The organism is Pseudomonas sp. FP2335 (assembly GCF_030687535.1).
In the GTDB taxonomy this organism is placed as follows: domain Bacteria; phylum Pseudomonadota; class Gammaproteobacteria; order Pseudomonadales; family Pseudomonadaceae; genus Aquipseudomonas.
Genome location: NZ_CP117437.1, coordinates 5,530,992 through 5,553,143, shown reverse-complemented (window position 1 = coordinate 5,553,143; position 22,152 = coordinate 5,530,992). Strand labels below are relative to the sequence as shown.

The window sequence follows — 22,152 nt, the reverse complement described above, 5'->3', positions numbered from 1 at the left end:
GAGCATCTGCGCCATGAGTTCTGCCTCTCTTATAAAGACCCCGCCGGAAAAGGTGCGGGTCAACGGTTGGGTGTTCTACACCTCCACCGCGTTGATTCTGTTGTTGACTGCCATCCTGATCATCGCCCCGCAGGAGGCCGGGCGCATGCTCGGCGTCGCACAAGCCTGGCTGTCGAAAAGCTTCGGCTGGTATTACATGGTGGTCATCGCCGCCTACCTGGTGTTTGTAGTGGGCCTGGCGTTTTCTTCCTACGGCAAATTGAAACTGGGCAGCAAGGACGACACCCCGGACTTCAGCTACGGCGCCTGGGCCGGCATGCTGTTCTCGTCGGGTATCGGCATCTCGCTGCTGTACTTCGGCGCCTCGGAGCCGCTGGACCACTACTTCAACCCGCCTGAAGGCGCGGCCGCCAGCAACATGGCTGCACGCCAGGCGCTGCAACTGACCTTCCTGCACTGGGGCTTGCACGGTTGGGCTATCTACGCCTTGGTCGGCCTGGCCGTGGCGTACTTCGCGTATCGCCATAACCAGCCGCTGGCCTTGCGTTCGGCGCTGTACCCGCTGGTCGGCGAGCGTTGGGTGAAGGGCGCGGCCGGTCACGCGGTGGACGGTTTCGGCATGTTCGTGACGCTGCTGGGCCTGGTGACCAACCTGGGGATTGGTGCGATGCAAGTGTCGTCCGGGTTGGAAAACCTGTTCGGCATGGCGCACAACAACACCAACCTGCTGATCGTGATCATCGTGATGAGCACCGTGGCGACCATCGCTGCCGTGTCGGGTGTGGAAAACGGCATTCGCCGCCTGTCCAACCTCAATATCGTGCTGTTCAGTGGCTTGCTGATCTTTGTGCTGCTGTTCGGCCCGACCCTGCACCTGCTCAACGGCTTCGTGCAGAACATCGGCGACTACATGAACGGCCTGGTGCTGAAAACCTTCGACCTCTACGTGTACGAAGGCGACGCCGACAAGACCGAACGCTGGATGGGCCTGTGGACCCTGTTCTACTGGGCCTGGTGGATTTCCTGGGCGCCGTTCGTAGGCATGTTCATCGCGCGCATTTCCCGTGGTCGCTCGGTGCGTGAACTGGTGGCGGGCGTGCTGTTGATCCCGCTGGGCTTCACCCTGGCGTGGCTGTCGATCTTTGGCAACTCGGCGCTGGACTTGGTGCTGAACCACGGTGCGGTGGAGTTGGGCAAGACGGCGCTGGAACAACCGTCGATGGCTATCTATCAACTGCTGGAGCATTACCCGGCGTCGAAAATCGTCATCGGTGTGTCGATCTTTGTGGGCTTTGTGCTGTTCCTGACCCCGGCGGATTCCGGCGCGGTGATGATGGCCAACCTGTCGTGCAAAGGCGGCAATGTGGATGAAGACGCGCCGCACTGGCTGCGGATCTTCTGGTCGGCGGTGATCACCCTGGTGACCATCGGCCTGTTGTTCGCGGGTAACTTCGAAGCCATGCAAACCATGGTGGTGCTGGCGGGGCTGCCGTTCTCGGTGGTGCTGGTGTTCTTTATGTTCGGTCTGCACAAGGCCATGCGCCAGGACGTGGCCATCGAACAGGAGCAGGCGCAATTGGCCGAGCGTGGCCGTCGTGGTTTCAGCGAGCGGTTGACCGCGCTGGACCTGCAACCGAGCCAGGGCACGGTGCAGCGTTTCATGGACAAGCACGTAACGCCGGCGTTGGAAGAAGCCGCCGTGGCATTGCGTGAGCAGGGCTTGCAAGTGCAGACCTTGCTTGGCAAATCCAAGCGCTGCATTGGTGTGCGCATCGAGATGGAAGAGGGCAACCCGTTTGTCTACGAAGTGAGCCTGGATGCTTACTCGTCGGCCTCGACCGACTTGCCTGAAGAAGAGCGCACCCGCTACTACCGCGCTGAGGTGTACCTGCACAACGGGCCTCAGGAATACGACCTGATGGGCTTTGCCCAGGAACAGATCACCCGGGACGTGCTCGATCAGTTTGAAAGCCATCGGCAGCTCCTTGGCCGGGTCTATAGCTGATAGTTGAAGCCTGGCAGTGTCCTCACTGACACTGCTGGGTCTGAATGTGGGAGCGGGCTTGCTCGCGAATGCGGTGGGTCAGTGACAGGTGTGCTGACTGATACACCGCATTCGCGAGCAAGCCCGCTCCCACATTGACCCCATTTCTTCAGTGGGGTTTGTGGGATTGGCCTAGCCCAGGTTCTTGCCTAGCAGGGCGTGGTACAGCTCGCTGTCCCCCAAGATCCCCACCACCTGGTTGTTGTCATGCAACACCAGCTTGTTCCCCGTGTGATACCGAATCTGCAACGCATCACGCATGCCGATATTCGAATCCACCAGCGTTGGCAACCGACTCAAACCTTCCACCGCTTGCCCCGGTGCCCAGTTCTGCAAATTCATCACCGCGCCATTCTGGCGAGCACCCTTGATGGTGTTGCCTTCGGCCAGGTCCAGCCACGAGTCGCCGCCCGGGTCCAGGCACACCGAACCGTTGACGCGCTTGCAGTTGTCCAGGGTGCGCATCAGGCTGCGGCCGCACAGGACGTTCAGTGGGTTGGTATGCGCGACGAAGGTGCGCACATAGTCATCCGCCGGGTTCAGCACGATCTCTTCCGGCACGCTGTACTGGATGATCTTGCCGTCTTTCATGATCGCGATACGGCTGCCCAATTTGAGCGCTTCGTCGAGGTCGTGGCTCACGAACACGATGGTCTTGCTCAGCTTGCGTTGCAGTTCCAGCAACTCGTCCTGCAAGCCCTGGCGGATCAGCGGGTCGAGGGCGGAGAAGGGTTCGTCCATCAGCAGGATGTCGGCGTCCATCGCCAACGCGCGGGCCAGGCCGACGCGCTGCTGCATGCCGCCGGAGAGTTCATCCGGCTTCTTGTTGCGCCATTGGGTCAGGCCTACCAGTTCGAGCTTTTCGTCCACCAGCTTGCGCCGGTCTTTTTCCGGACGGCCCTGCATCTCCAGGCCGAAGCTGATGTTTTCGCGCACGGTCAGCCACGGCATCAGGGCGAACTTCTGGAACACCATGGCGATGCGCTTGGTACGCATCATTTTCAGCTCGGCGGGGGTGCAGGAAGCGATGTCGATCTGGCGACCCTCATGCTCCACGAACAGCTGGCCGCGGCTCACGGTGTTGAGGCCGTTGATGCAGCGCAGCAAGCTGGATTTGCCCGAGCCCGACAGGCCCATCAGCACACAGATCTCGCCTTTCTCGATGTCCAGGCTGGCTTTTTCAACGCCGACAATCTGCCCGGTCTTTTTCAGGATCTCGTTACGGCTCATGCCCTGGTCCAGCAGCTTGAGCGCTTCGCGTGGGTCTTTGGAGAAGATCACGTCGACATTGTCGAATCGGATAATGCTCATGCATCACCCCCTACTTTGGCGTCGGGTTGTTTGCAGATGCGGTCGAGCATGATGGCCAGCAATACGATTGCCAGGCCGGCTTCAAAGCCCAGGGCGATGTCAGCGGTGTTGAGTGCGTTGACCACCGGTTTGCCGAGGCCATCGGCGCCCACCAGGGCGGCGATCACCACCATCGACAACGACAGCATGATGCATTGGGTAATGCCGGCAGCGATGCTCGGCATGGCGTGGGGCAGTTCAATGCGCGAGAGCAACTGACGGCGCGAGCAGCCAAAGGCCTTGCCGGCGTCCATCAACTCTTGCGGTACATCACGGATACCCAGGTAAGTCAGGCGGATCGGCGCGGCAATCGCGAACACCACCGTGGAAATCAGCCCAGGCACCACACCCAGCCCGAAGAGGGTCAGGGTAGGGATGAGGTAGACGAAGGTCGGTACGGTCTGCATCAGATCGAGTACCGGCCGCATCATGGTGTAGAACATCGGTTTGTGCGCGGCAACAATGCCCAGCGGCACACCGATGACCACGCAGACCAGGGTGGCGAACAGCACCTGCGCCAGGGTCTCCATGGTTTCCTGCCAGTACCCCAGGTTGAGGATCAGCAGGAAGGAGGCGATCACAAATACGGTCAGGCCCCATTTGCGTTGAATAAAATGAGCCAGCAGCGCAATCAGACCGATCAATGCCAGCGGATTGAACCAGGTCAGCGCGAACGTCACGCCGTGGATCATCGTTTCCAGCGTCGATGCGATTGCGTCGAAGTAGTTGGCACCGTGTTGGGTCAACCATTCAACGAAGGCAGCGATGTACTGGCCTAGTGGGATTTTCTGTTCAGTCAGCATGGTAGTGAATGTCCACATGCGAAGAGGGAAAACATCCCGGGGCAGCGCACCGCCCCGGGGACAACGGTGAATTACTTGGCGAGATAGGCTTTCACGGCGTCCAGTCCAGGTTTGCCATCAACGGTGGTGACCCCCGCGAGCCAGGTGTCGAGCACTTGCGGGTTTTTCTGCAGCCAGGCTTTCGCCGCAGCGTCGGGCTTCATCTTGTCGTCCAGCACGTTACCCATCAGGGTGCTTTCCATGTTCAAGGTGAACGACAGGTTTTTCAGGAGCTGGCCAACGTTGCTGCATTCCTGGGTGTAGCCCTTGCGCACGTTGGTGTAGATGGTGGCCTGGCCGTAGTTGGGGCCGAAGGAATCATCCCCGCCGGTCAGGTACTTCATCTTGAAACGGGTGTTCATCGGGTGCGGTTCCCAGCCGAGGAACACGATGGCCTGGTCACGCTTGGAGGCGCGCTCAACCTGGGAGAGCATCCCGGCTTCGCTGGATTCGACCACTTTGAAACCGGCGGTTTTCAGGCCGAAGGCGTCTTTGTCGATCAGTGTCTGGATGGTGCGGTTGCCGTCATTGCCCGGCTCGATGCCGTAGATCTTGCCGCCCAGCTCGTCCTTGAATTTGGCGATGTCGGCGAAGTCCTTCAGGCCTTTGTTGTACAGCGCTTCGGGGACCGCCAGGGTGTACTTGGCGTTCTCCAGGTTGGCGCGCACGGTTTCCACGGTGCCGGCATCACGGTACTGCTTGATGTCGTTTTCCATGGTCGGCATCCAGTTGCCGAGGAAGATGTCCATGTTCTTGCCGTCGGCCAGAGACTTGTAGGTCACTGGTACGGAAATCATCGTGGTGCGCGGCTTGTAGCCCAGGCCCTTGAGGACTTCGCTGGCGGTCGCCGTGGTGACGGTGATGTCGGTCCAGCCGACATCGGAGAAGTTGACGGTGTGACATTGTGCCGGCTCTGCCGCGTGCGCCAGGACTGGCAGACTCAGCATGGCGGCCAATAACAACTGGGGTGAACCTTTCATGGGGCTAGACTCCTGTGTTTTTTCTGGCGGCCTTCGCCGCGCTTTATAAGTGTTGCGTTTAGAGCGTGTGACAACTGCTCTGGCACGGCGCCTTGCAAACGAGTCGAGACTGATCATGTACCAGTGAAAATCTGACGCCTACAGGGGGCGTCGTATCCAGTACAGGGAGGGTCGTATCCAGTGTCGGTGACGTCGCTTACAGGTTTTTCCCAAGGCAAAACTGCAGTTTTTGCCCATCTGCACCGCAAAAAACGCCCAAAACAGGTGATCACACGCCAGCGACGCTAGTGAGCATGGGTGCGTCGGTGTGAGACGCCGTGACGGCGGATAAAAGCTTGATGATGCCGCCATCTGGGCGATCTGAGCGTAGCACCTCGTTCAAGCCTGGCCGTGCTTATCGAGGAGTTCTACCGCAATGGCTATCAGTGTTTTCGACCTGTTCAAGATCGGCATCGGGCCTTCGAGTTCTCACACCGTCGGCCCCATGCGCGCCGCGGCGTTGTTCGTCCAGGGCCTGCGTGGACGTGAGTTGTTGGAACAAGTGCGGCGCGTCGAAGTTCAGCTTTATGGCTCCCTGTCCGCCACCGGCATCGGCCACGGCAGCGACACCGCCACCATCATGGGGTTGATGGGCGAGTGGCCGGACGCAATCGACCCGTCGCAAATCGGCCTGCGCATTCACACCCTGCGCGAAACCGACACCCTGCTGCTGGACGGACACCTGCCGGTGCCCTTCGTGTGGGCCCGCGACATGCGCCTGCTCGACGAAAACCTGCCGTTTCACCCCAATGCCATGACCCTTGTGGTGTACGGCGACAGCGGCGAGTTGCATCGCGACACTTACTATTCGGTGGGCGGCGGTTTTGTGGTGGATGAAGCCCAGGCACAAAGCGGCGTGGCCGACATGGACCGCACCGAACTGCCCTACGATTTTTCCAGCGCCGCCGAGCTGTTGCAGCTGTGCAAGACCCACAACCTGCGCGTCGCCGAACTGATGCTGGCCAATGAAAAGGTCTGGCGCTCCGAAGAAGAAATCCGCAGTGGCCTGCTCAAGCTCTGGCACGCCATGCAAGATTGCGTGGAGCAGGGCCTCAAGCACGAAGGCATCTTGCCCGGCGGCCTGAACGTGCGCCGCCGCGCCGCCAAGTTGCACCGCAGCCTGCAGGAATTGAACAAGCCCAATGTAATCGGCTCGACGTTGAGCGCGATGGAGTGGGTCAACCTGTTCGCCCTCGCCGTCAACGAAGAAAACGCCGCCGGCGGGCGCATGGTCACCGCACCCACCAACGGCGCGGCGGGGATCATCCCGGCGGTGCTGCACTACTTCATGAAGTTCAGCGAAGAAGTCACCGAAGCCAATGTGGTCGACTACCTGCTCGGCGCCGCGGCGGTGGGCATCCTGTGCAAGAAAAACGCCTCGATCTCCGGTGCCGAAGTCGGCTGCCAGGGCGAGGTGGGTTCAGCCTGCGCGATGGCTGCCGCCGGCTTGGCGGAAATCCTCGGCGCCACGCCGGAGCAACTGTGCAACGCCGCCGAGATCGGCCTGGAACACAACCTCGGCCTGACCTGCGACCCGGTGGGCGGGCTGGTGCAGGTGCCGTGCATCGAGCGCAACGCGATTGCGGCGGTGAAGGCGATCAACGCGGCGCAGATGGCGTTGCGTGGGGATGGTCAGCACTTTATCTCGCTGGACCGGGTGATCCGCACCATGCGCGATACCGGGGCGGACATGCACGACAAGTACAAAGAGACGTCGCGGGGTGGGTTGGCGGTGAGTGCTGTCGAGTGTTGAGTCAGTGACACCGCTATCGCAGGCAAGCCAGCTCCCACAGTTGACCGAGTTCCAGCATGAGGACGCGGTCGAATGTGGGAGCTGGCTTGCCTGCGATAGCGGAGGTCCAGACAACACTGCTCACAAAGTGCACACCCAAAGCAAAAGCGCCACCTTTTAGCGCGTCGCAAACAGATAAGTAGCTCACGAACGGTTTACCCCTCGACCACCCGTCCCCCGTGCCATGGGTGACAGACTTCTCCTACGCCCGCAAAGCGCCTTCCCACAAGTGCTACCGTTCTGCTCACCCGGTCTGTGAGGGCCCGTTCCTACGCCCATTTCAGGGCTTAACCATGCGTCTCGCGCGGGCTTATATAGACGCGTCAAAACGTCGTTTTTAGGAGTTATTGGACGGCCATTCAAATTTAGGCATGGCATTTGCTCTGTCAATTCAAAGCCTCTCTCCGTGAAGGATGAAGAGCGCAATAACAAGAGCCTCGCCTGAGGCCATCACCCGCTTTGTGTGAGGAGATACTGTGATGACGTCGTTCAACTCCGGGGCTCAACCCCAGAACCGTACGCCTCAATCCATCGGCTTTTTGCTGCTGGACAATTTCACGCTGATTTCCCTGGCATCCGCAGTCGAACCCCTGCGCATGGCCAACCAGCTGTCCGGTCGCGAGTTGTATCGCTGGACAACCCTGAGTGTCGACGGCAACCAAGTGTGGGCCAGCGACGGGCTGCAAATCACTCCCGATGCCTCCATGCACAAAGCCCCGGCCCTGGACACCGTGATCGTGTGCGGCGGCGTGGGTATCCAACGTACCGTCACCCGTGAACACGTGTCGTGGCTGCAGAGCCAGGCGCGCCAGTCGCGTCGCCTGGGCGCCGTGTGCACCGGCAGCTGGGCCCTGGCCTGCGCGGGTCTGCTCGATGGTTTCGATTGCAGCGTGCACTGGGAATGCCTGGCCTCGATGCAGGAAGCCTTCCCCCGCGTGGCCATGAGCACACGCCTGTTCACCCTCGACCGCAATCGCTTCACCAGCTCCGGCGGCACCGCGCCGCTGGACATGATGCTGCACCTGATCAGCCGCGATCACGGGCGTGAACTGTCGGCCGCGATCTCCGAGATGTTTGTGTACGAACGCATCCGCAACGAGCAGGATCACCAGCGCGTACCGCTCAAGCACATGCTCGGTACCAACCAGCCGAAGCTGCAGGAAATCGTCGCGTTGATGGAGGCCAATCTGGAAGAGCCGATCGACCTGGATGAGTTGGCGGTGTACGTCGCCGTATCGCGGCGCCAGCTGGAGCGGCTGTTCCAGAAGTACCTGCACTGCTCGCCGTCGCGTTACTACCTGAAGTTGCGCTTGATCCGTGCGCGGCAGTTGCTCAAGCAAACGCCGATGTCGATCATCGAAGTGGCGTCGGTGTGTGGGTTTGTCTCCACGCCGCACTTCTCCAAGTGCTACCGCGAATACTTCGGCATTCCACCACGGGATGAACGTGTGGGCTCCAACACGACCCAACAGGTGGCGATGATGCCGATTCCACCGGCCTTGGTGCTGTCACCGTTGTCGGGGCCGATGTCGGCGTTGAGCCAGGCGCGCAATGAGTCGACGTTTGCCAGCGTAAGGCTCTAGACCCAGGCGCCTGCATTCGCGAGCAAGCCCGCTCCCACATTCAACTGCATTCCAGGGTTGGAACTCGGTCGAATGTGGGAGCGGGCTTGCTCGCGAATGCGGTTCATCAGGCCCCGGAGTTCTGCTTGAACTGCATCAGGGCCGGGAGCAACTGCTTATCGATCGCCTGGCGCACCGCCGGCAAGATCGTCGCGCTGCCGGTGTACATCTGCTCCACCATCCCCTTCAGTGCCTTGGCCCGCGCCTCGCTCAAGCCACGCACCGCACACTCGCAGGCCTGCTCGGCGGTAGAGCCGCTGGAGACTTCAAAACCCAGTGAGCGCAACTGGCCCAGCAGGTCATCCTGGTCAATCAAATCCGCATGCATCATGACGTTTATCCTGGTGAAGGGAACGGGTTTGACCTCGATTCTGGTAGCCACTCAAGGGGTCGGCAAGGGCAGATTGCACGAATGGCTCAGATGGCTATGAGCATGTCGTTTTCGGGCCATTTGCCGACGGCACTAATGGGCACACTGGGTTCAAGCAAGCAGCTTGACGGTTTGGTCACCCTCGGGATGTACAGCTCACACAAAACCTTCTGCCTCGATCTCGTCACGGCTTGATCGGGGCTTTTTTTATGCCGATGACCCGGCCGAGCAGGGCAGGGCGCGGTAAGTCGGCCTGCTCCAGGCAGATCGCCGAAAGGCGTTGCAGCGTGGCCTCGCTAAACGCTGTCGCATGGGGCCCTTTGAGGTCGACGTGCAGCAGCATCTGTTCGTTGCCCGCCAGCTCCTTATCGCCGCCGACCGGATGCAGGCTGTGGTAGAGATGCAGGCGCTTGGTGTCATGGGCGATGAGTTGGGTATGCACCTCGACGTCGGCGCCGAGTTTCACTTCGTGCAGGTAGTTCAGGTGCAACTCCAGGGTGAACAGCGAGTGGCCGCTGGCTTCGCGGTGGGTGCTGTCCAGGCCGAGGCTGTCCATCAGCGCGTCGGTGGCGTAGCTGAAAATCAGCAGGTAGAACGCGTCGCGCAGGTGGCCGTTGTAGTCCACCCAGTCGGGTTGGATTTGCGTCGTATAAGTGGTTAATGCAGGCATGGCATGTACTCGGTCAAAAAATGTGGGAGCGGGCTTGCTCGCGAATGCGGTGAGTCAGAAAAATTTAAGTGACTGACACTCCGCTTTCGCGAGCAAGCCCGCTCCCACAGGGGTTATTCAGCGAAGCTCATGCCGTGTTTGGCCTTGGTGGTTTTTACCGCTTCCAGCACCGCCAACAGGCAATCATCACGATAGCGCTCCAGCGCCGAAATGCTGTGTGTGCCCAACTGATCGCGGGTGCCCTCCACCACATCGTCGATCAACTTGTCGGTCAGCTCCGGTGCCGGCAGGTAGGTCCACGGCAGCTGTAGCGCCGGTCCGAACTGCGCCATGAAATGCCGCATGCCGGCGTCGCCACCCGCGAGGGTGTAGGTGAGGAACGTGCCCATGAACGACCAACGCAGCCCCGCGCCAAAACGGATCGCATCGTCGATCTCGCCAGTGGTCGCCACGCCGTCGTTGACCAGGTGCAGCGCCTCACGCCAGAGCGCTTCAAGCAGGCGGTCGGCAATAAAGCCAGGGACTTCCTTGCGCACATGCAACGGGCGCATGCCGAGGGATTCATACACCTTGATCGCGGCCTGGATCGCTTGCGGCGCGGTGTTTTTGCCACCGACCACTTCCACCAGCGGCAGCAGATACACCGGGTTGAACGGATGGCCGACCACGCAGCGTTGCGGGTGTGTGGCGCGCTCGTAGAACTCACTCGGCAACAGACCGGACGTACTCGAACCGATCAGCGCATTGGGCTTGGCGGCGGCGCTGATCTTGCTGTGCAATTCGAGCTTCAACTCCAGGCGTTCGGGGGCGCTCTCCTGGATGAAATCGGCGTCTTTTACGCAGGCTTCGATGGTGTCGACAAAGCGCAGGCGATCCTGTGATGCACCGGGTGCCAGGCCTTGTTTCTCCAGGGCGCCCCAGGCGTTGGCGACGCGTTTGCGCAGGGCGGCTTCAGCGCCGGGCGCGGGGTCCCAGGCGACCACATCCAGGCCATGGGCGAGGGCGCGGGACACCCAGCCGCTGCCGATGACACCGCTGCCCAGGGCGGCGAAGGTTTTGATTTCGGTGATAAAGCTCATTGGCGACATTCCTGAAGAGTTCGGTGATCCATTGTGGGAGCGGGCTTGCTCGCGAATGCGCAGTGTCAGTCGCTCTATCCGGTACTGAGCCACCGCATTCGCGAGCAAGCCCGCTCCCACATTTTTGATTCGGTTTCGGGCAGGGGGTTAGCCGCGTCGGGTCAGGCCCATCTTCACGCGACCTTCCGCCGGGGTCAGAACCCGTGCACCAAGCCGGCTGAGAATTTCACTCGCCCGCTCCACCAACTGGCCGTTAGTGGCGAGCACGCCCTTGTCCAGCCACAGGTTGTCTTCCAACCCCACCCGCACATTGCCGCCCAGCAGCACCGCTTGCGCCGCCATCGGCATTTGCATGCGGCCGATGCCGAAGCCGGCCCACACGGCGTCGGCGGGCAGGTTGTCGACCATGGCTTTCATGGTGGTGGTGTCGGCCGGTGCGCCCCACGGGATGCCCAGGCACAGTTGGAACAACGGGTTGTCGAGCAGGCCTTCCTTGATCATCTGCTTGGCGAACCACAGGTGGCCGGTGTCGAAAATCTCCAGCTCGGCCTTGACCCCCAACTCCTGGATACGCTTGGCGCCCGCGCGCAGTTGCGCCGGGGTGGATACGTAAATGGTGTCGCCATCCCCAAAGTTCAGCGTGCCGCAGTCCAGGGTGCAAATTTCCGGCAGCAGTTCCTCCACATGCGCCAGGCGGGTCAACGGGCCGACCAGGTCGGTATTGGGGCCGAACGCCATCGGGTTCTCGCCCGCACCGATCTCCAGGTCGCCGCCCATGCCGGCGGTGAGGTTGACGATGATGTCGATGTCGGCCTCGCGGATGCGCTCCATCACTTCGCGGTACAAGGCGACGTCGCGGCTGAACTTGCCGGTCTCGGGGTCGCGCACATGGCAGTGCACTACGGTGGCGCCGGCCTTGGCGGCTTCCACGGCGGCGGCGGCGATCTGTTTGGGAGTGACCGGCACGTGGGGGCTGCGGCTGGTCGTGTCGCCAGCACCGGTGAGTGCGCAGGTGATGATGACGTCGTGGTTCATGAGGCGGTTCCTTACAGGCGTGGTGATGCCGTTCGCGGTCGGGAGTGACCGCGAAACGGTGGTTGGAAATGGCTTATTTGCTGGACAGTTGCAGGTTGGCCGCAGCCGGCTTGCCGTCGAAAGTGGTCACGCCTTCGAGCCAGCGCGCCTGGTCCTGGGGGTGATCCTTGAGCCACTGCCTGGCGGACTCGATGGCGTCCTTGTGATCCAGCAGGGGCTGCATCATCCGGCTCTCGTCGGCAGCGGTGAAGGTCAGGTTGGTCAGCAACTTGTGCACGTTGGGGCACTGTTCGGCGTAGGTCGGCGCGGTGACGGTCCATACCGTGGCCATGCCTTCGTTCGGGCCCAGGGCGTCGTCGCTGCCGGTGAGGTAGGTCATGGCGACGTTGACGTTCATGGGGTGCGGCGCCCAGCCGAAGAACACCACGGCTTCCTTGCGGCGCACCGCACGGTCGACGGCGGCGAGCATGCCGGCCTCGCTGGATTCGACCAGCTGGAACTTGCCCAGGCCGAACTGGTTCTTGGCGATCATTGCCTTGATCTGGGTATTGGCGCCCGAGCCTGGCTCAATGCCGTAGATCTTGCCGCCCAGTTCTTTCTCGAACCTGGCGATGTCGGCGAAGGTTTTCAAGCCCTTGTCCGCCAGGTAAGTCGGCACGGCGAGGGTGGCACGCGCATCTTCCAGGCTCGGCTTGTCGAGGACCTTGACTTGCTTGGCGTCGACGAACGGCGTGATGGTCTGGGTCATCAGCGGGTTCCAGTAGCCGAGGAACAGGTCCAGGCGCTGGTCGCGGATGCCGGCGAAGATGATTTGCTGGGAGGCGCTGGTCTGTTTGGTCTTGTAGCCGAGGCCGTCGAGCAACACTTGGGTCATGGCGCTGGTGGCGATGACGTCGGTCCAGTTCACCACGCCCATGCGCACGTTCTGGCAGGACGCCGCGTCGGCCGCCATCGCGTTGGTACTCAAGAGTGCGCTGGCGCTGAGTGCGAACATCAGTCGTTTCATGGTGGTTCCCTCGGCAGGTCGTTATTGTGGGGGCCGGTGTCTTTGTGCACCGTGCAGCCAAGGTACGCAGCTTGCGCGGCGGTAAAACGCACGGCGGCGACCGACTCTTGCACTGCAGCGACCTGCCCCCTTGAAACCACCCGCGAACGGGAGTATCACAGTGCCACGCTGGCCGTCCGACGAGAGCGCCACCATGTCCCAGGATGTCTATTTTTTGCTGATGCCGGGCTTCTCGGCCATCGGCTTTATCTCCGCGCTGGAACCGCTGCGGGTGGCCAATCGCTTTCGTGGCGAGCTGTACCGCTGGCACGTGCTGAGCGCCGATGGCGGCGCGGTGTTGGCGAGCAATGGCATGTCGGTCAATGCCGACGCGGCGCTCGAGCCGCTGAAGAAAGGCGCGACATTATTGGTTGTCGCTGGCTTCGAGCCTTTGCAGTTCGCCACGCCCGCGCTGGAGCACTGGTTGCGCCGCCTCGACCACGAGGGCGTAACCCTTGGCGCCATCGACACCGGCGCTTGTGTGCTGGCTGAGGCGGGCCTGCTCGATGGGCACCGCCTGACCCTGCACTGGGAAGCCATCGACGCTTTCAAGGAATCGTATCCGCACCTGACCGTGACCCAGGAACTGTTCGAGATCGACCGTCGCCGCATCACCTGCGCCGGCGGCACCGCGTCCATCGACCTGATGCTCGACCTGATTGCCCAGGCCCATGGTCCCGACCTGGCGATCCAGGTTTCCGAGCAATTCGTGCTGGGCCGCATCCGCCCACGCAAAGACCACCAGCGCATGCAGATCGCCACGCGCTACGGCATCAACAACAAGAAACTGGTGCAAGTGATCGGCGAGATGGAACAGCACACCGAGCCACCGCTGAGCACATTGGCCCTGGCCGAGGCGATCAAGGTCACTCGGCGCCAGCTGGAGCGCCTGTTTCGTTTGCACCTGAATGACACCCCGAGCAATTTCTACCTCGGCCTGCGCCTGGAAAAGGCCCGGCAACTGCTGCGCCAGAGCGACATGAGCGTGCTGGAAGTGAGTATTGCGTGCGGGTTTGAATCGCCGTCGTATTTCACCCGCAGTTACCGCGCGCGGTTTGCCAAGTGCCCACGGGAGGATCGGCGACGGGAGGTGGTTTGATCATTTTTTAGCCAATTATAGTGGCGACTATAAATTATAGTTGCCGCCATAATTGGGTATAAAACTTAATTTCAGAGCTGCACCGAGTATCAGTGTGGCTTATTTCTTAAGCAGGGCCGAGCAGGCGGCTTTGTAGGCTTCGTGCTGGTACTTGTTGAGCGTCGCGGGCAGATCAAAATTGTGCTTCTTGTTCTGCGCATTAATAGTCTGTGGCGACAACAACGTCACCTCCGCACCGTCGAGCAACTGAAACACCCCTTCAATCTTGAACGTGGTCGGCCCGCCGGCAAATTCACCCTTCTTGCTGCGCTTCTTGATCGCGATGCGCTCGATGCCATTGGCCTGCACAAACGCCTTCACTTGCGCGGCGAAGGCTTTGACGTTGGCGGCTTCGTCGTCGTCTTCCAGGGCGATCTTCTTGGTGGCCAGGGCGACGTGGCTCAGCACTTGGTTGTCCAGGGAGGCGACGGCGATGATGGCTTCGCTGCCTTTGATTTCGATGCCGCAAGTCTTCATGAATAGCCTTGTTTCAAACGGAAAGTGCCGGGGATTGTCGCTTATTCCTGCCCAATCGACTCCAAAAACTCCGACCGCTCGTCACTCATGCGCGCCAGGCAGTCATTCACTGCAATCGCATAGGCCTTGGTGCCCGTTACCGCCGGGAAGGTGTCCACGGCGCAATCGGCATCCCGCAGTTTTTCCCACTTCTGCTGGGCATCCTTCAGACGAGCGGTAATGTCTGCCAGCTTGGTTTTGTCGCTGCCGTAGGTCGCCGCCATGCGTTCCAGCAGGCCCTGGTAGTTATCCTTGAGCAGTTGCTCGGCGGTGGTTTTGTTGTAGGTAGCGCATTCCAGGGTTTGTTTGTCGTTTTCGATGCCATCGCACGGGGTGCTGTCGGTGTCTTCGGCCGCGTGGACGCCGGTTGCGATGAGTGCCAAAGCCAGGAAAATCGATTTCATTGCGCCGTCTCATATCAGGTGTGCGGGAATTCTGGCCCAAGAGTAGGACAAAGAACAGTCGTCAGTCAGGCCTCTGTTCTTAGCCTTTGTCGTGGATTGACGCTTTCGGCAATTCCCCTGTCGTTTTTGCACCCGGCTCTGTCGGCCCCTGGGCATATGCTGGCCCCAAAGCGCCGGCAGACGATTCGGCGCATGAATCGCCAATAAGGGGACGCCTGATGAGCCCAGCCGAATTGCACGCCGACAGCATCGTTATCGACGGGCTGATTATTGCCAAGTGGAACCGCGACCTGTTCGAGGACATGCGCAAAGGCGGCCTCACCGCCGCCAACTGCACCGTGTCGGTGTGGGAAGGGTTCCAGGCCACCATCAATAACATCGTGGCCAGCCAGACCCTGATCCGTGAAAACAGCGACCTGGTGATCCCGGTGAAAACCACCGCCGACATCCGCCGCGCCAAGGAGCAGGGCAAGACCGGCATTATCTTCGGCTTCCAGAATGCCCACGCGTTTGAAGACCAGCTCGGCTACGTCGAGATCTTCAAGCAGCTCGGCGTTGGCGTGGTGCAGATGTGCTACAACACCCAGAACCTCGTCGGCACCGGCTGCTACGAGCGTGATGGCGGCCTGTCGGGTTTTGGTCGTGAGATCGTCGCCGAGATGAACCGCGTCGGCATCATGTGCGACCTGTCCCACGTCGGCTCCAAGACCAGCGAAGAAGTCATCCTCGAATCGAAAAAACCGGTGTGCTACTCCCACTGCCTGCCGTCCGGGCTCAAAGAGCACCCGCGCAACAAGTCCGATGAAGAACTCAAGTTCATTGCCGACCACGGCGGGTTTGTCGGCGTGACCATGTTTGCGCCGTTCCTGGCCAAGGGCATCGATTCGACCATCGACGACTACGCCGAAGCCATCGAATACACCATGAATATCGTCGGCGAAGACGCCATTGGCATCGGCACCGACTTCACCCAGGGCCATGGCCAGGATTTCTTCGAAATGCTGACCCATGACAAGGGCTACGCCCGCCGCCTGACCAGCTTCGGCAAGATCATCAACCCGCTGGGCATCCGCACCGTGGGCGAGTTCCCCAACCTCACCGAAACCCTGCTCAAGCGCGGCCACCCCGAGCGCGTGGTCCGCAAGATCATGGGCGAAAACTGGGTCAACGTCCTCAAGGACGTCTGGGGCGAATAAGCCACCGCCAACACATCTTCTCCCCCGGCCGTCCGCGCCCGGGGGCATTAACAAGAATTTTTCTGGAGTTAAGTTTCCATGGCCAAGATCGCCCCGCAATTGCCAATCGAAGTCGACAGCGAGACCGGTGTCTGGACCTCCGACGCCCTGCCAATGCTGTACGTGCCGCGCCATTTCTTCGTCAACAACCACATCGGTATCGAAGAAGTGCTGGGCGCCGAGGCCTATGCCGAGATCCTCTACAAGGCCGGCTACAAATCCGCCTGGCACTGGTGTGAAAAAGAAGCCGAGTGCCACGGCCTGGAAGGCGTCGCGGTGTTCGAGCACTACATGAAGCGCCTGTCGCAACGCGGCTGGGGCCTGTTCAAGATCCAGGACATCGATCTCGACAAAGGCACCGCCAGCGTCAAGCTGGAACACTCGGCCTTCGTCTACGTGTACGGCAAGGTCGGGCGCAAAGTCGACTACATGTTCACCGGCTGGTTTGCCGGTGCCATGGACCAGATCCTGCAAGCGCGTGGCAGCAAGATCCGCACCGTCGCCGAACAAGTCTACGGAGGCTCCGAAGAGGGCCACGATGATGGCTTGTTCACCGTCAAGCCGTTGTAAGCCGAGGACCGTGCCATGGCTTTCGAAGCAATGTTTGCGCCGATCCAGATCGGCAAACTGACCATCCGCAACCGCGTGCTCAGTACTGCCCACGCCGAGGTGTATGCCACCGACGGCGGGATGACCACCGACCGCTATGTGAAGTATTACGAAGAGAAAGCCAAGGGCGGTATCGGCCTGGCGATCTGCGGCGGCTCCTCCGTGGTGGCGATCGACAGCCCCCAGGAATGGTGGAGCTCGGTGAACCTGTCCACCGACCGTATCATCCCGCACTTCCAGAACCTGGCTGACGCCATGCACAAGCATGGCGCCAAGATCATGATCCAGATTACCCACATGGGCCGTCGCTCGCGTTGGGACGGTTTCAACTGGCCGACCCTGATGTCGCCGTCCGGCGTACGTGAGCCGGTGCACCGTGCCACCTGCAAGACCATCGAGCCGGAAGAAATCTGGCGCGTGATCGGCAACTACGCCCAGGCCGCACGCCGCGCCAAGGCCGGTGGCCTGGACGGTGTGGAACTGTCCGCCGTGCACCAGCACATGATCGACCAGTTCTGGAGCCCGCGCGTCAACAAGCGTACCGACGAATGGGGCGGCACCTTTGAAGGCCGCATGAAGTTCGGCCTGGAAGTGCTGAAGGCCGTGCGCGCCGAGGTCGGTGACGACTTCTGCGTAGGCATGCGCCTGTGCGGTGACGAGTTCCACCCGGACGGCTTGTCCCACGAGGACATGAAGCAGATCGCCAAGTATTACGACGACACCGGCATGCTCGATTTCATCGGCGTGGTGGGTTCGGGCTGCGACACCCACAACACCCTGGCCAACGTGATCCCCAACATGAGCTACCCGCCGGAGCCGTTCCTGCACCTGGCGGCCGGGATCAAGGAAGTGGTGAAGGTCCCGGTGCTGCACGCGCAGAACATCAAGGACCCGAACCAGGCCACCCGCATCCTGGAAGGCGGTTATGTGGACATGGTCGGCATGACCCGTGCACACATCGCCGACCCGCATTTGATCGCCAAGATCAAGATGGGCCAGATCGACCAGATCAAGCAGTGTGTGGGCGCCAACTACTGCATCGACCGCCAGTACCAGGGGCTGGACGTGCTGTGCATCCAGAACGCCGCGACGTCCCGTGAATACATGGGCGTGCCGCACATCATCGAAAAAACCACCGGCGTCAAACGCAAGGTCGTGGTGGTCGGTGCCGGTCCTGCCGGGATGGAAGCCGCGCGCGTGGCGGCCGAACGTGGCCACGACGTGACCCTGCTGGAAAAGAAAGAATTCATCGGCGGGCAAATCACCACCGCGTCCAAAGCCCCGCAACGCGACCAGATCGCCGGCATCACCCGCTGGTATCAGCTGGAGCTGGCGCGTTTGAAAGTCGACCTGCGCCTGGGCGTCGCGGCCGACGCCGACACCATCATGGACCTGCGTCCAGACGTGGTAGTGCTGGCGGTCGGTGGCCATCCGAACGTGGAACAGAACGAACACTGGGGCGCGGCTGAAGGCCTGGTGGTCAGCAGCTGGGACGTGCTCGACGGCAAGGTTGCACCGGGCAAGAACGTGCTGGTCTATGACACTATTTGCGAGTTCACCGGCATGTCGGTGGCGGACTTCCTCGCGGACAAAGGCAGCCAGGTCGAGATCGTCACCGACGACATCAAGCCGGGCGTGGCCATCGGCGGTACGTCGTTCCCGACCTACTACCGCAGCATGTACCCCAAGGAAGTGATCATGACCGGCGACATGATGCTGGAAAAGGTCTACCGCGAGGGCGACAAGCTGGTGGCGGTGCTGGAGAACGAATACACCGGCGCCAAAGAGGAGCGGGTGGTCGATCAGGTCGTCGTCGAGAACGGCGTGCGTCCGGATGAAGCCATCTACTACGCCCTCAAGGAAGGCTCGCGCAACAAGGGCCAGATCGACGTCGAAGCGCTGTTCGCGATCAAACCGCAACCGTGCCTGAGCGAGACGGGCGATGGGTACTTGCTGTTCCGCATCGGTGACTGTGTGGCGCAGCGCAATACCCACGCTGCGATCTACGACGCCCTGCGCCTGTGCAAGGATTTCTGACCCAGCCTTGAACCAATGTGTACTCGGTCAAAAATGTGGGAGCGGGCTTGCTCGCGAATGCGGTGAATCAGCCACCGAATGCGTCAGCTGACACACCGCATTCGCGAGCAAGCCCGCTCCCACATTTGGGGCCAGTTTCACAGTAGACCTGTGTGGTCTTTGGGAGCTTCACCATGTTGAACACCCTGCTTCCCATTTTATTGTTTGCCGCCCTGGGCCTCGCCGTCCTCGGCGCGCTGCGGCGCGTCATGATGTGGCGCCGTGGCCGCGCGTCCAAAGTCGACCTGCTGGGCGGCCTACTGGCCATGCCCAAGCGCTACATGGTCGATTTGCACCACGTGGTCGCCCGCGACAAATACATCGCCAACACCCACGTCGCCACGGCGCTGGGCTTTGTGCTGTCGGCGTTGCTGGCGATCCTGGTGCACGGTTTCGGCCTGCACAACCGCATCCTTGGCTATGCCTTGCTGCTTGCCTCGGTACTGATGTTTGTCGGCGCCACCTTTGTCTACCTGCGTCGGCGCAACCCGCCGGCACGCCTGTCGAAAGGCCCGTGGATGCGCCTGCCGAAAAGCCTGATGGCGTTCTCGGTGAGCTTCTTCCTGGTGACCCTGCCAGTGGCCGGGATTCTGCCGGCGGACTTCGGCGGCTGGCTGCTCGCCGCGCTGCTCAGCGTAGGTGTGTTGTGGGGCGTGTCCGAAATGTTCTTCGGCATGACCTGGGGCGGCCCGATGAAACACGCCTTCGCCGGTGCCCTGCACCTGGCCTGGCACCGTCGCGCCGAACGTTTCGGCGGCGGCCGTTCCACTGGCCTGAAGCCGCTGGACCTGAGCGACAAATCCGCGCCCCTGGGCGTGGAAAAACCCAAGGATTTCACCTGGAACCAACTGCTCGGTTTCGACGCCTGCGTGCAGTGTGGCAAGTGCGAAGCCGCGTGCCCGGCGTTCGCCGCCGGGCAGCCGCTGAACCCGAAAAAGCTGATCCAGGACATGGTGGTCGGCCTGGCCGGTGGCACCGATGCCAAGTTCGCCGGGAGCCCGTACCCAGGCAAAGCCATCGGTGAACACAGCGGCAACCCACATCAGCCGATCGTCAATGGCCTGGTGGACGCCGAGACCCTGTGGTCGTGCACCACCTGCCGCGCCTGTGTGGAAGAGTGCCCGATGATGATCGAGCACGTGGACGCCATCGTCGACATGCGCCGCCACCTCACCCTGGAAAAGGGCGCCACGCCGAACAAGGGCGCCGAAGTCCTCGAAAACCTGATCGCCACCGACAACCCTGGCGGCTTCGCACCGGGGGGGCGCTTGAATTGGGCGGCGGATCTGAACCTGCCGTTGCTCAGCGACAAAGGCAGTGCCGACGTGCTGTTCTGGGTCGGCGACGGGGCCTTCGACATGCGCAACCAACGCACCCTGCGTGCGTTCGTCAAAGTGCTCAAGGCCGCCAATGTCGACTTCGCCGTACTTGGCCTCGAAGAGCGCGACAGCGGTGATGTGGCCCGACGCCTGGGCGATGAAGCCACCTTCCAACTGCTGGCCTCGCGCAATATCCAGACCCTGGCCAAGTACAGCTTCAAGCGCATCGTTACTTGCGATCCGCACAGTTTTCACGTGCTGAAAAACGAGTACGGCTCCTTCAACGGCCACTACCTCGTGCAGCACCACAGCACCTTCATGGCCGAGCTGATCGGCGAAGGCGCGCTGAACCTGGGCCAGCACAAAGGCAACAGCGTGACCTATCACGACCCGTGCTACCTGGGCCGCTACAACGGCGAGTACGAGGCACCGCGCCAAGTGCTGCGTGCGCTGGGCATCGAGGTCAAGGAGATGCAACGCTCGGGCTTCCGTTCCCGCTGCTGCGGCGGTGGTGGCGGCGCGCCGATCACCGACATTCCCGGCAAGCAACGTATCCCCGATATGCGCATGGAAGACATCCGCGAAACCGGCGCCGAACTGGTGGCCGTGGGTTGTCCACAGTGCACGGCGATGCTCGAAGGCGTGGTTGAACCGCGGCCGTTGATCAAGGACATCGCCGAGCTGGTGGCCGACGCATTGCTTGAAGACGCCGCACCGAGCAAAGCCCCTTTAAAGCGTGAACCTGCGGAGGTGCACTGATGAGCGACATTATCCGCCGCGACCCCCGTGCCGAATGGATCGCCCGCAACCGTCTGCACCCGCTGCACGCAGCGATGCAGCCCGTACAACATAGCTGGATGGGGCCTAACGGCATCGTCCGCAAGAACGTGCATGGCGTCGGTTTTATCGGCCCCAACGGCATCAAGCGCATCGACCGCAGCGGCGCCCAGCAGGGCGGCGCGGCCAAACGCACGGCGGCAGTGCAAGTGCAGTTGCCGCTGCATCAGGTGGCGGCGCCGGCGTTCTACATCAACGTGGTGCCGGACATGGTCGGTGGCCGCCTGAGCAGCCACGACCGCGACCTGCTCGGCCTCGCCCGGCAACTCGCCGGCAGCGACGGCGCAGTGCTGGCGGTGGTGTTTGGCGAGCATAAGGAAAACACGTTTGCCACTGCGGGCGTGGATCGCCTGCTGGTGCTGGAAGGCCACGAGTTCGACGGTTATTCACCGGAGCAACGCGTGCAAGGTTTGCGGGCTGTGGATAACCAGTTCAACCCGCGTCACTGGCTGCTGCCGGACAGCCGCAGTGGCGGTGGGGAACTGGGACGACGGTTTGCCGCCAGCCTCAAGGAGCGTCCGGCCACACGGGTGTGGCAGATCAAGGGCGACGAGTGCATCGGCCGTGCCGGCGCGGGCCAGGAAGACCTGGCCCGGCCACTGCCGCGCCTGATCCTGGCTGCCGTGGAATGCGCTGAACCCGTCAGCGAAACCCGGCACGAAGTGCTGCCCGTGGAGTTATCCACAACCCTGGCGCGCAGCCTGCCGCGTATCGAGGACCTCGGCGCGGTGGCCGTGGACCCGGCAGCGATTCCGATGGCCGAGGCGGAGTTCATTTTCTCCGGCGGCAATGGCGTTAAGGACTGGGCGCTGTTCCACCAGACTGCCGCCGCACTGGGTGCCACCGAAGGCGCTTCGCGGGTGGCAGTGGACGATGGCTTCATGGGCCGTGATCGCCAGGTCGGCGCCAGCGGCACCTGGGTCACCGCCCGGGTCTACGTGGCCGTGGGGATTTCCGGGGCGATCCAGCACCTGCAAGGCATCGGCGCCTGCGACAAGGTGGTGGCGATCAACCTCGATCCGAGCTGCGACATGATCAAGCGTGCCGACCTGTCGGTGATCGGCGAAAGTGCCGCGATCCTGCAAGCCTTGATCGCTGCAGTCGAGACCTACCGCAACGGCGCCAAGCGCGATGCCGCTTAAGGACATGA

General features: G+C 61.7%; 19 protein-coding genes. 9 read left to right on the top strand and 10 right to left on the bottom strand.

The genetic code is table 11. From position 1 onward, the window contains the following. The first annotated feature begins 70 nt into the window (after positions 1-70). A complete protein-coding gene (locus PSH81_RS25100; RefSeq protein ID WP_226454820.1) occupies positions 71-2,005 on the top strand; it encodes a BCCT family transporter in 1,935 nt (644 codons plus the stop codon). Between the two features lie 171 nt (positions 2,006-2,176). Here the strand turns inward: PSH81_RS25100 and choV are convergent, their stop codons facing one another. From choV to PSH81_RS25085, 3 genes are all read right to left on the bottom strand, one after another. Beyond that, positions 2,177-3,355: a choline ABC transporter ATP-binding protein gene (choV, locus tag PSH81_RS25095; RefSeq protein ID WP_192299896.1), complete on the bottom strand. Its 1,179-nt coding sequence runs from the start codon at positions 3,353-3,355 to the stop codon at positions 2,177-2,179. Continuing rightward, a complete protein-coding gene (choW, locus tag PSH81_RS25090; RefSeq protein ID WP_010207125.1) occupies positions 3,352-4,197 on the bottom strand; it encodes a choline ABC transporter permease subunit in 846 nt (281 codons plus the stop codon). The genes choV and choW overlap by 4 nt, the downstream gene beginning before the upstream one ends. 71 nt (positions 4,198-4,268) lie before the next feature. Then, complete coding sequence (locus tag PSH81_RS25085) at positions 4,269-5,216, bottom strand: choline ABC transporter substrate-binding protein (RefSeq protein ID WP_305391668.1); 948 nt, start codon at positions 5,214-5,216, stop codon at positions 4,269-4,271. 415 nt (positions 5,217-5,631) lie between these two features. On the opposite strand from PSH81_RS25085, the gene PSH81_RS25080 reads away from it, so the two are divergent. Together PSH81_RS25080 and PSH81_RS25075 are read left to right on the top strand one after the other, a co-directional pair. Then, positions 5,632-7,008, top strand: coding sequence for an L-serine ammonia-lyase (locus tag PSH81_RS25080; protein WP_305391667.1), 1,377 nt, complete (start codon positions 5,632-5,634; stop codon positions 7,006-7,008). 518 nt (positions 7,009-7,526) lie between these two features. Then, entirely contained in the window at positions 7,527-8,630 is a 1,104-nt protein-coding gene (locus PSH81_RS25075; RefSeq protein WP_192299893.1) for a GlxA family transcriptional regulator, read from the top strand. A 106-nt stretch (positions 8,631-8,736) separates the two neighbouring features. Here the strand turns inward: PSH81_RS25075 and PSH81_RS25070 are convergent, their stop codons facing one another. The 5 genes from PSH81_RS25070 to PSH81_RS25050 all read right to left on the bottom strand — a co-directional run bounded on the left by PSH81_RS25070 (position 8,737) and on the right by PSH81_RS25050 (position 12,829). Beyond that, the gene (locus PSH81_RS25070) at positions 8,737-9,000 is read right to left on the bottom strand and encodes a hypothetical protein (protein WP_192299892.1); all 264 of its coding nucleotides are present in this window, start codon (positions 8,998-9,000) and stop codon (positions 8,737-8,739) included. Between the two features lie 223 nt (positions 9,001-9,223). Beyond that, a complete protein-coding gene (locus tag PSH81_RS25065; RefSeq protein ID WP_305391666.1) occupies positions 9,224-9,709 on the bottom strand; it encodes a thioesterase family protein in 486 nt (161 codons plus the stop codon). A 113-nt stretch (positions 9,710-9,822) separates the two neighbouring features. After that, on the bottom strand, positions 9,823-10,788 hold the full coding sequence (locus tag PSH81_RS25060; protein ID WP_226454516.1) for an L-carnitine dehydrogenase: 966 nt from the start codon (positions 10,786-10,788) through the stop codon (positions 9,823-9,825). A gap of 147 nt (positions 10,789-10,935) precedes the next feature. Beyond that, positions 10,936-11,823, bottom strand: coding sequence for a 3-keto-5-aminohexanoate cleavage protein (locus tag PSH81_RS25055; protein ID WP_192299889.1), 888 nt, complete (start codon positions 11,821-11,823; stop codon positions 10,936-10,938). A 73-nt stretch (positions 11,824-11,896) separates the two neighbouring features. Further along, the gene (locus PSH81_RS25050; protein WP_305391665.1) at positions 11,897-12,829 is read right to left on the bottom strand and encodes a choline ABC transporter substrate-binding protein; all 933 of its coding nucleotides are present in this window, start codon (positions 12,827-12,829) and stop codon (positions 11,897-11,899) included. 193 nt (positions 12,830-13,022) lie between these two features. Here PSH81_RS25050 and PSH81_RS25045 point away from each other — a divergent pair, with 193 nt between their 5' ends. Then, a complete protein-coding gene (locus PSH81_RS25045; RefSeq protein ID WP_192299887.1) occupies positions 13,023-13,967 on the top strand; it encodes a GlxA family transcriptional regulator in 945 nt (314 codons plus the stop codon). Positions 13,968-14,066: 99 nt separating this feature from the next. Here the strand turns inward: PSH81_RS25045 and PSH81_RS25040 are convergent, their stop codons facing one another. Both PSH81_RS25040 and PSH81_RS25035 read right to left on the bottom strand, forming a co-directional pair. Beyond that, the gene (locus PSH81_RS25040; protein WP_305391664.1) at positions 14,067-14,483 is read right to left on the bottom strand and encodes a DUF3010 family protein; all 417 of its coding nucleotides are present in this window, start codon (positions 14,481-14,483) and stop codon (positions 14,067-14,069) included. A gap of 41 nt (positions 14,484-14,524) precedes the next feature. Further along, complete coding sequence (locus PSH81_RS25035) at positions 14,525-14,926, bottom strand: lysozyme inhibitor LprI family protein (protein ID WP_192299885.1); 402 nt, start codon at positions 14,924-14,926, stop codon at positions 14,525-14,527. A gap of 218 nt (positions 14,927-15,144) precedes the next feature. Here PSH81_RS25035 and PSH81_RS25030 point away from each other — a divergent pair, with 218 nt between their 5' ends. The 5 genes from PSH81_RS25030 to PSH81_RS25010 all read left to right on the top strand — a co-directional run bounded on the left by PSH81_RS25030 (position 15,145) and on the right by PSH81_RS25010 (position 22,144). Continuing rightward, the gene (locus tag PSH81_RS25030) at positions 15,145-16,122 is read left to right on the top strand and encodes a dipeptidase (RefSeq protein ID WP_005792153.1); all 978 of its coding nucleotides are present in this window, start codon (positions 15,145-15,147) and stop codon (positions 16,120-16,122) included. Between the two features lie 78 nt (positions 16,123-16,200). After that, a complete protein-coding gene (locus tag PSH81_RS25025) occupies positions 16,201-16,731 on the top strand; it encodes a DUF5943 domain-containing protein (protein ID WP_192299884.1) in 531 nt (176 codons plus the stop codon). Between the two features lie 15 nt (positions 16,732-16,746). Further along, positions 16,747-18,807, top strand: coding sequence for a dimethylglycine demethylation protein DgcA (gene dgcA / locus PSH81_RS25020; protein ID WP_192299883.1), 2,061 nt, complete (start codon positions 16,747-16,749; stop codon positions 18,805-18,807). 173 nt (positions 18,808-18,980) lie between these two features. Next, positions 18,981-20,924, top strand: a complete 1,944-nt coding sequence (gene dgcB, locus PSH81_RS25015) for a dimethylglycine demethylation protein DgcB (RefSeq protein WP_305391663.1) — start codon at positions 18,981-18,983, stop codon at positions 20,922-20,924. Beyond that, positions 20,924-22,144: an electron transfer flavoprotein subunit alpha/FixB family protein gene (locus PSH81_RS25010; protein WP_192299881.1), complete on the top strand. Its 1,221-nt coding sequence runs from the start codon at positions 20,924-20,926 to the stop codon at positions 22,142-22,144. Before dgcB ends, PSH81_RS25010 begins: the two co-directional genes overlap by 1 nt. The last annotated feature ends 8 nt before the right edge of the window (positions 22,145-22,152 follow it).

Coding starts and splice junctions, on each gene's coding strand:
- PSH81_RS25085 (WP_305391668.1), bottom strand. CDS start 5,216: ATGAAAGGTTCACCCCAGTTGTTATTGGCCGCCATGCTGAGTCTGCCA.
- PSH81_RS25010 (WP_192299881.1), top strand. CDS start 20,924: ATGAGCGACATTATCCGCCGCGACCCCCGTGCCGAATGGATCGCCCGC.
- PSH81_RS25035 (WP_192299885.1), bottom strand. CDS start 14,926: ATGAAATCGATTTTCCTGGCTTTGGCACTCATCGCAACCGGCGTCCAC.
- PSH81_RS25040 (WP_305391664.1), bottom strand. CDS start 14,483: ATGAAGACTTGCGGCATCGAAATCAAAGGCAGCGAAGCCATCATCGCC.
- choW (WP_010207125.1), bottom strand. CDS start 4,197: ATGCTGACTGAACAGAAAATCCCACTAGGCCAGTACATCGCTGCCTTC.
- PSH81_RS25055 (WP_192299889.1), bottom strand. CDS start 11,823: ATGAACCACGACGTCATCATCACCTGCGCACTCACCGGTGCTGGCGAC.
- PSH81_RS25070 (WP_192299892.1), bottom strand. CDS start 9,000: ATGATGCATGCGGATTTGATTGACCAGGATGACCTGCTGGGCCAGTTG.
- PSH81_RS25075 (WP_192299893.1), top strand. CDS start 7,527: ATGACGTCGTTCAACTCCGGGGCTCAACCCCAGAACCGTACGCCTCAA.
- dgcA (WP_192299883.1), top strand. CDS start 16,747: ATGGCTTTCGAAGCAATGTTTGCGCCGATCCAGATCGGCAAACTGACC.
- dgcB (WP_305391663.1), top strand. CDS start 18,981: ATGTTGAACACCCTGCTTCCCATTTTATTGTTTGCCGCCCTGGGCCTC.
- PSH81_RS25060 (WP_226454516.1), bottom strand. CDS start 10,788: ATGAGCTTTATCACCGAAATCAAAACCTTCGCCGCCCTGGGCAGCGGT.
- PSH81_RS25025 (WP_192299884.1), top strand. CDS start 16,201: ATGGCCAAGATCGCCCCGCAATTGCCAATCGAAGTCGACAGCGAGACC.
- choV (WP_192299896.1), bottom strand. CDS start 3,355: ATGAGCATTATCCGATTCGACAATGTCGACGTGATCTTCTCCAAAGAC.
- PSH81_RS25030 (WP_005792153.1), top strand. CDS start 15,145: ATGAGCCCAGCCGAATTGCACGCCGACAGCATCGTTATCGACGGGCTG.
- PSH81_RS25050 (WP_305391665.1), bottom strand. CDS start 12,829: ATGAAACGACTGATGTTCGCACTCAGCGCCAGCGCACTCTTGAGTACC.
- PSH81_RS25065 (WP_305391666.1), bottom strand. CDS start 9,709: ATGCCTGCATTAACCACTTATACGACGCAAATCCAACCCGACTGGGTG.
- PSH81_RS25045 (WP_192299887.1), top strand. CDS start 13,023: ATGTCCCAGGATGTCTATTTTTTGCTGATGCCGGGCTTCTCGGCCATC.
- PSH81_RS25080 (WP_305391667.1), top strand. CDS start 5,632: ATGGCTATCAGTGTTTTCGACCTGTTCAAGATCGGCATCGGGCCTTCG.